This is a genomic window from Acinetobacter sp. YH01008 (genome assembly GCF_013420435.1).
Lineage (GTDB): Bacteria > Pseudomonadota > Gammaproteobacteria > Pseudomonadales > Moraxellaceae > Acinetobacter > Acinetobacter pseudolwoffii.
Map to the genome: position 1 here is coordinate 1 of NZ_VOYD01000050.1, position 8,177 is coordinate 8,177.

General features: G+C 39.7%; 5 protein-coding genes and 2 pseudogenes. 2 read left to right on the forward strand and 5 right to left on the reverse strand.

Annotation, left to right across the window (positions count from 1 at the left end):
• Positions 1–284 precede the first annotated feature (284 nt).
• Positions 285–2,216 (reverse strand): ATP-binding cassette domain-containing protein, encoded by a 1,932-nt coding sequence (locus FTT75_RS14920; RefSeq protein ID WP_180186789.1) that lies wholly within the window; start codon positions 2,214–2,216, stop codon positions 285–287.
• A 192-nt stretch (positions 2,217–2,408) separates the two neighbouring features.
• Here FTT75_RS14920 and FTT75_RS14925 point away from each other — a divergent pair, with 192 nt between their 5' ends.
• Positions 2,409–2,813 (forward strand): transposase family protein, encoded by a 405-nt coding sequence (locus tag FTT75_RS14925; protein WP_004730644.1) that lies wholly within the window; start codon positions 2,409–2,411, stop codon positions 2,811–2,813.
• A gap of 37 nt (positions 2,814–2,850) precedes the next feature.
• A pseudogene (locus FTT75_RS14930) lies at positions 2,851–3,243 on the forward strand (transposase family protein); the annotation flags it as partial.
• Positions 3,244–3,281: 38 nt separating this feature from the next.
• Here the strand turns inward: FTT75_RS14930 and FTT75_RS14935 are convergent.
• The 4 genes and pseudogenes from FTT75_RS14935 to FTT75_RS14950 all read right to left on the reverse strand — a co-directional run.
• Positions 3,282–4,520 carry a S1 family peptidase gene (locus tag FTT75_RS14935; protein WP_180186790.1) on the reverse strand — a complete coding sequence of 413 codons (1,239 nt, stop codon included), beginning with the start codon at positions 4,518–4,520 and terminating at the stop codon, positions 3,282–3,284.
• A gap of 339 nt (positions 4,521–4,859) precedes the next feature.
• Entirely contained in the window at positions 4,860–6,674 is a 1,815-nt protein-coding gene (locus FTT75_RS14940) for a relaxase/mobilization nuclease domain-containing protein (RefSeq protein WP_180186791.1), read from the reverse strand.
• Positions 6,664–7,074 (reverse strand): MobC family plasmid mobilization relaxosome protein, encoded by a 411-nt coding sequence (locus tag FTT75_RS14945; RefSeq protein ID WP_180186792.1) that lies wholly within the window; start codon positions 7,072–7,074, stop codon positions 6,664–6,666. Before FTT75_RS14945 ends, FTT75_RS14940 begins: the two co-directional genes overlap by 11 nt.
• 975 nt (positions 7,075–8,049) lie before the next feature.
• Positions 8,050–8,177 (reverse strand): annotated as a pseudogene (locus tag FTT75_RS14950) (alcohol dehydrogenase catalytic domain-containing protein); the annotation flags it as partial.

Consider the following 8,177-nt stretch of genomic DNA (forward strand, 5'->3'; position numbering starts at 1 on the left):
TAAAAAACACTTGTATTAGAGCCTTAGGATGCAAGCTGACGCTGTAAATTAATGTATGAAAAAAGCCACTCCACTGTTTAAAAAATAAACTTATATGGCACTTGCGTAATTCACGACAAAATGTGTCAAGTTTTGAAGAAGAGATGCAGTACTCAAGAATAGCAAGGAACTACACGGAGATGAAAAGCAGGAGGAAAATATTAAAAATGGGTGGTTTTAATAAAAAAAAGAGATGAATAACGCTTGTTACTCATCTCTCAGATAATGGGGGTGTTGAAATAGTGTTAGAAGGACTGCTCCAGACTTTCCAGTTCCATCATCAGTTCCAGCATCTGTTCTTCGGCTGTTTCCAGTTTGGCTTTCAGCTCGGTTTGCTCATTCATCAGTTTGAGCAAATCATTTTTACGTGAGGCATCATATAAAGCACTATCTCCGAGCAAGCTTTCAATTTCAGCCAGTCGTGGTTGCAGTTTTGAAATCTGTGTTTCACATTTTTCGATATTTTTACGAATCGGGCGGCTCAGTTCCCGCTGGCGTGCCGCTTCCTTACGCTGTGCTTCTTTGTCCAGTTTGGAAATGGTTGCTTTGACTTCGACCTGAGATTTCACCGGCTCGGCTGGCTTTTGTCCATTTTTGATCATCTCAATGCGGGCTTGGCGTAACCAGTCGGCATAAGCGGTCAGATCACCGTCAAATTCACGGCATTGACCATTATGTACCAGCAGCAATTCATCACAGACACTGGCAATCAGCTGGCGTTCATGCGACACCAGCACCACAGCACCTTCAAAATCCTGCAAGGCCATGGTTAATGCATGACGCATATCCAAGTCTAAATGGTTGGTCGGTTCATCCAGAATCAACACGTTTGGACGCTGCCAGACAATCAATGCCAAAGCCAGACGGGCACGTTCACCGCCCGAGAAACTTTCACTCGGCGTATCCATGCGTTCGCCGCTAAAACCAAAACTGCCCAGGAAAGAACGTAAGCTGGCTTCACTGATTTTTTTATCGGCAATACGTGCCAGCTGTAACATCGGGCTGGCATTGCCATCCAGTGCATCCATTTGGTGTTGGGCAAAGTAGCCAATATTGAGCAGTTCCGAGTCTTTGCGCAGACCCTGAAGCAATTTTAAATCACCGACCAGCGATTTAATTAGGGTAGATTTACCGGCACCATTCATCCCGAGCAAACCAATCCGGCTGCTTGGCGTGATCTGTACATTGACATTGGTGACAATCAGCTTGTCACCATAACCAATATCGGCATGTTCCAGTTGCAATAAAGGCGAACTCATTTTGGTCGGTTCACGGAAACTGAAGGTAAATGGTGTATCAACATGGGCAGCAGACAGTTCCTGCATACGCTCCAGCTGTTTGATCCGGCTCTGTGCCTGCTTGGCTTTGGTGGCTTGCACTTTAAAACGGTCAATATATTTTTGCAGATGTGCGCGGGTTTCCAGCTGCTTTTCATAAGCCTGTTGCTGCTGCGCCAGACGTTCACTGCGGGTACGCTCGAAGGTCGAGTAGTTACCGGTATATAAAATCAGTTCCTGATTTTCAATATGTAAAATATGGTCGGTAATCGCATCGAGAAAATCCCGGTCATGCGAAATCAGCACCAGCGTACCTTCATAGGCTTTCAGCCAGTCTTCGAGCCAGAGAATGGCATCCAGGTCTAAATGGTTGGTCGGTTCATCAAGAAGGAGTAAATCGGAACGGCTCATCAGGGTACGCGCCAGATTCAGGCGCATGCGCCAGCCACCAGAAAAACTGGACACATCCAGTTGGGATTGATGTTCAAAAAAGCCCAGACCGGCCATCAGTTGCGAAGCTTTGGCCGGCGCAGAATAACCTGAAATTTCATCAAAACGGCCATATAAATGCGCCAGTTCTGCATCATCCAGTTGATCTGGCTGCTCCAGTTTCTGCTGAATATCCCAGTATTCTTCATCGCCGGACAAGACGAAATCAATGGCTTTCATATTCAGCGCTTTGATTTCCTGTGCCATATGCGCCACGGTCCATACCGCAGGACGGGTCAACGAACCGGTGTCTGACTCCATGCCGCCGAGCAAAGCTGAAAACAGGGTCGATTTCCCGGCACCATTGACACCCGTTAGGCCAATTTTCCATCCTGGGTGTAACTGCATCGACGCTTTTTGAAATAAAACACGTCCACCGCGACGTATAGATAACTGGTCTAACTGAATCATTGAGAAATCAAAGCTAAGAAATAAGATGCGCCTATTCTAAAGGAAAGCCTTGTGAAAATGAAAAATCTTGCGACTTTTACTGAAATGAGCCAGCTTTTAAATACTAGACTTCCGTCATAAATCAAAAAACGTACAATTTATTTGATCTTAAATTAATCAGCAAAATTATTTAATTCAAGGGATAATCCTTGGATGAAATTCAAAGATATTCAAAAATTATCAGACGTTAAGTTTCGTAGGCTTACCGGTGTTAGTTGGGCTACATTTAACCTCATGTTGGCCGAGCTAAATAAGCATTTACCTGGTCATATTGGTAAAGGACGACCGCATAAATTACCGTTGGAAGATCGTTTGCTCTTATGTATAGAATATTGGAGAGAATATCGAACATTTTTCCATCTTGGTATGAGTTACGGTGTATCTGAAACGAGTGCAATTCGTATCACACGTGTTATTGAAGATACCTTAATCCGTTCTGGAAAATTCAACTTGCCAAAACAACTTCCTAATCGAGATGAAGTGGATTGGGAAGTTGTTGTGATTGATGCCACTGAAATATTAGTTCAACGTCCAAAAAAAACAGAAGAAATGGTATAGCGGTAAAAAAAAGCGACATACCTTTAAATTTCAGCTATCTATGCACTATATAACAGGTGAAATACTGAGTGTATGTGGAAGTCATGGAAGCATGCATGATTTTAAAATATTTAAAAAAAGCATGAGGAAATTAAAATTTAAGCCCTTTTTTATCGTTGATAAGGGTTATTTAGGGATAAAGAAATTGGGTTTTGGATGCCTCATGCCATCTAAAGCAAAGAAAACTGAAAAACTAGATTCTGAATTAAAAAAGTTAAATAGAGAGATTGGTCGTAGACGAATTCAAGTAGAGCATGTATTTGGAAGGATGAAATGTTTTAAGATTTTATCTTGTGTATATAGAAATCGTCGTAAAAGATTAAACCTGCGGTTTAATTTACTTGCTGGCATATACAATTTAGATTGGGTGAAAGATAAACAATTAAATTGATTGAAAAATGATTTATGAAGGAAGTCTAATGATAGTTATTAATATATTAAAGAGTATCCCATATTATATATTTGATCAGTAGACATATAGAAAAAAGCATTACATTGACCAGAACCAGCCCCTGTATATGAAGAGCCTTTCAATATCCCAAATGCGATACTATTCTGGAATACAGGTCCACCACTATCACCCGAAAAACATTTTAAAGTACCATTTCCAGATGCTCCGTTTAAAGATCCTACAACTGCAATCCAAGTATTACTACAAGCTACAGTACCGCAAGCACCTTGATAAGTAGGCTGAAAATTCAAAGCCCCAATATAACCACAGCTATAACCAGTATTTGCTCCATTATGGCAAACGGTATCGTTTAACTTAGTATTTGCAACAGTTCTACGTCCAGTCAACTGTGTAGTAACAGTTGGCGAAGAGTTAAATTGTGATGACACAGTATTTCCTGTACCTACAGTCATCCAGCTCACATCTCTTGTTGCATTAAGCTGAGAACCAACCACAGTTAAAGGAGCGTTAGTTGGCACATCTAAACTAGCTCCAATACAATGAGCAGCTGTCGACATGTACTGTGACCCTGTACTATTTTTTATAGCAAAAGCGGAAGTACAATAACCACCACTTGTATTAATCTTTGACCCCCCTTTTACCGCAACAGTGTCTTGAAATTTGGCATTTATATATTCAATCTTGAAAGGTAAATTATTAAATTTTGATGAAATTAAATTAAGTTTTTGTGCATTTTGAGTATTTGATCTTGCCTCATTAAGCTCCGAAAACAATAAAATTTTGATGTCACCAGTTCGTTCATCATAGGATAAACCTTGAACATTATTGAATTGATGTTTTATTTCATTAGCACTTTTATTTAATCGCTCTAGGCCCTCTTTTTTCGTTTCAAATGCACCTGTTTGAAATTCTATCGGAAGCTGTAGGATTGGTTTACCAGCACTAGTTAAATTTTTAATATCAGCCGTAAAGTTCTTAACAGGTTCATTGCCTTTGAGCCTAATTACTACTTTATAAATAGGGTCGTGTTCTATGTATGTACCAGCCAACCTATCAGCGTATTTATTTTCAATTCGACTTAAAACATCTGATCGAGATTCCTGAATAGCGAGTCTATTTATTGCTTCACCTAAAGTAACATTGTGGTTTTTAATATACTCACTTGCATGCAATTTAATTGCATCACTAGGCGATGCATGAGCAACACCAATTAAAAAACTCAAGCTCAAAATTGATAGTTTAAATATTGATTTCATAATACTTTCCTTATTGAAATATATTTTCGTCATAACTTATTAGAGGTATGGCTACAGCCTATTGCAATGATAAAAAATAAGGCTTTATTTACTTCAATAGAACGAACACCATGTACTAAAGAATAAATCTATAAACCCTGCTCTACTCCCTCATTAAATGCAGCAAAAAAAATTTCATTTTTATCAATTGTTAAATTTTAAGAATTAATTTTTAAAGCTTTTAACTAAAAATATTAATATTAAATATAATTTACACATGAATAAATTTTAAGCAATTAAAATTAGCTTTATTTTAAAAACTACATATATGAAAAGCGAACTTTTAAAGATAAAAAAAATTTACATTCCAAAATCCATACCTTGATCTTTCTTAGGTTGTGGCTTGTCCATTTCCTTTTGCAGTTCTTTTATCTGGACGATATTTTTTTCAATATCTCGGATGTTTCGAGCAAATTCTGTTGAGCTTTGGCTACTTCTGACGAGACTAAATGCTGTGTGGTTGAGATTCTCTCCAGAACTTCTTCGTTGTCGGCTGTGATCTTGCCCATCTCTCTGACCTTGCCATTGATCTGCTCGGTATAGCTTGCTGTACTGCGTTCTAGATCGTGAAATTGCTTCTGTATTGTCGCTAATGATTTCTGTGCTTGCTGTAAGCTTTGCTGATCGCTCTCGATTGCCTTTGATTGAGCTAACAAGGCTTGGATAATTTTGCTTTGCATTGTGTCTAAAGCTTGCTGTTGCTTCTGCAATTGCGCTTGTTGTTGCAGTAATTGTTGCTGTTGTTCTTCGATGATTCTCAATAATTGTGTTTCTAATTCGGTCATCGTTTAATACCCCATTGGAATCATGTAGCCGTTCTGCCATTCCCCTGCATTCTTGTTGATCTGAATACAGAGACGTTGTGCTTTGCTGTCTGGTCGCTTGCAGGTACTGATCGTCAAACTGCCTCCCGATCGGTTCAAATGGTCGACCCTCATTTGCTTCTCGTTGATCACTGTATTTAGCGTCTGCATCTCGCTGTACTTGTTTTTGGTGACCAGACCAAGCGAGAAAATCGCTATAAGCAAAATAACTGCTACTGAAATCAGTCCCATATTCAAAGTGGTAAGTTTTTTCTGTACCGCTTGATTCTGGGCTTGCTGTTCTTGGCTCTGTATTTGCTCGTTTAATTGCGTTAAATGGCTCAATTTCGATTGCAGCAAGCTTTGATACTGGCTTAACTGCTTCTCGACCGTCTGGGCGTTGTTTTGAATGCTCTGGGCTATTTTCTCGTCTGACTGTTGGATAGCGGTCGCGGTGATATTGGCTCTTGTGTTCAAGCTGTCTCTGATAGTCTGTGACGTTTGTTCGATACCGCTCAGAAGTTGTTCCTCTGTATTCTTCAATTCGTTGTTGTACTTCTTGTCGATATTCGCCAGTAGCTCTAAAGCCTTGCTCATAAATCTCGCCCTCTAAACGGATGGGACGTTTTGCGCCCTCATACGGGTTTTCAATGGATATGGAGTTTTTTACTTGTCGAGTGACATTGATTTGATTCGATTCAAGCCATTGCACCAATTCTTGCCGATCGGCAACTTCACCATTGGCCACCGCTCGGTAAACACGTTGATGTAACTGCTCTTTAAAATCCTTAATATCTTTGGGTAGATTCTTTTTATTTAAAAATAGCTGTCGATGCTCAGGATCATCGGGGTCATACAATGAATGTTCGGTATTGGTGATCTGCTTAAATAGATCGACTCGATCTAAATCGACTGGTGCATAGAATGGCTGTAGGCGTTTGCCTGTTGAAAGCTCAACATTGGGAATCACAAAATTAAGCTCAAGCCTTGTCTCACCTGTGTCCTGATTAATTTTGTCTTGGTGCTGTACCCATAAAATTTGATATTGGTCTTTATCTAGTCCTGGAAATAAACATTCCTCAAAATTTTGCATGACCTGCTGTTTATCCTGGTCAGATAAATCATGTTCATAAAAAGATAAACAACCACTTGTATATTTTTTGGCAAAAGGACTGCTATCAATCAATTGTGCGCTTAGCTCTACATCACCGCTGAGCAATTGTGCATGTTCACGCTCTCGATCTTCACCCAATAAATAATCAAGACAACCTTTTGATAAACCTGAACCATGTCTAAAAAAATCAACGATCATCTGGACGTAACTCCCGAAGCTGTTGATCAATTGAAATCAATAAATGAAGTAATTTCACTTTATCGAAAGCACCAGTACCCGCAATATCTGTATTTACTGCTTTGGCAATCTGATTCACATTATTACCAATCCGACCAAGTTCTAAAATTAACGCTCGCTCTGTCTTGCTATACGAAGATTCAACAACCTTTGTTACTTTAATTTTTTGGTCATCTTCTGCTTTGGAATTATGAATTTTAGTCGCTTTCTCTACTGCTGCTTGTCGAAGTAACTTTGCAATCGAACCATAAGGATTATTGCAATCAAGCAATTGATATTCTGATTCTGAAAGTCTGACTTTAAAAGTTCGTTCTCGAACTGCTTTACCTTGCTTATTCTCTTGTTGTTCATGTCCTGACATTTCAATCTACCCTGCTTTGGCTTTTGTAAGCTTTAAATTGGAAAATCTTTGATTTTTCTGTTTAAAGCTTTTCGGGGGTATCGGGGGTGAAGCCCCTGATCAAGGTCACAGATTATCACTGTTTAACGAAGTTAAATAGGGGTATCTGTGTATCCTTGCTTATTTTAAAATGGACAAAGTTGTTATATGAAAATTAAATCAAATGACACGGTATATAAACTCTAGGAAGTATTGGCATAAATCTTGTAAAACAAAATGCTCTCAACTCTCTTTCAACGTCCCCACATCCCTCGCTCTGCTCGGGCTGATGGTGAACGTTGAGAGAGTTTCGGCAATACTTTCCCTAAGGGTCGCTGATTGAAAACCAACGTCCCTTAAGTATTGCCGATTAACCTGTAATTGGGCTGACGGAGCCACGCATCGGTCGTATCCGCACATGGTTTTGCTGACCATGCAGACAAGGACTAAAGGTTTTGCACCTTCTCCCACGCGCTCCCTGTCGAAGTATGGCGGTATCTCTGCGAGGATTGCTCCAACATGCAACTTAACCGACCTATACAACTACTTCTAACGCTCCGCCTATGTGAGATCCCCTGTAAGCGGTTTAGCCTTGCGACTATCGCTACGATGCACCAGTGACACTTATTCCCTCCACATGCACCGCATATCAACCTAAAAAGGATGTACAGGAGTAGATAAAACTCGACCATTAGGTGCTTATTTGATGATTTAAACTGCTGAATTAACGAAGAGTTTCAAATTAGGGGCTTGTGTAACTATTCTATTTCTTTAAAATAGGTATTGGTACTAGCCTTTAAGGTGAATATCAGTACGAGTTGGTAGCTCTGCCGATCATTCGTTAATTGATGTTGTCGCATCAAATAACTGTACCCACTGAATTTAAATGAAAACCCCTTTAAGTTGCAAGACTTAAAGGGGTTTTTTGTCAATTAAATTTATTTTTAATCATATGAATATCGCACCACGTCCGCTATTGGTATTTTCACAGGCAGCCATCAGCTCGTGTTCACAGAAAAAACAGTGGCCACATGCAATCACAAAGGGAATAATCACCCGATCGCCTTTTTTTACTGAAGTGACTT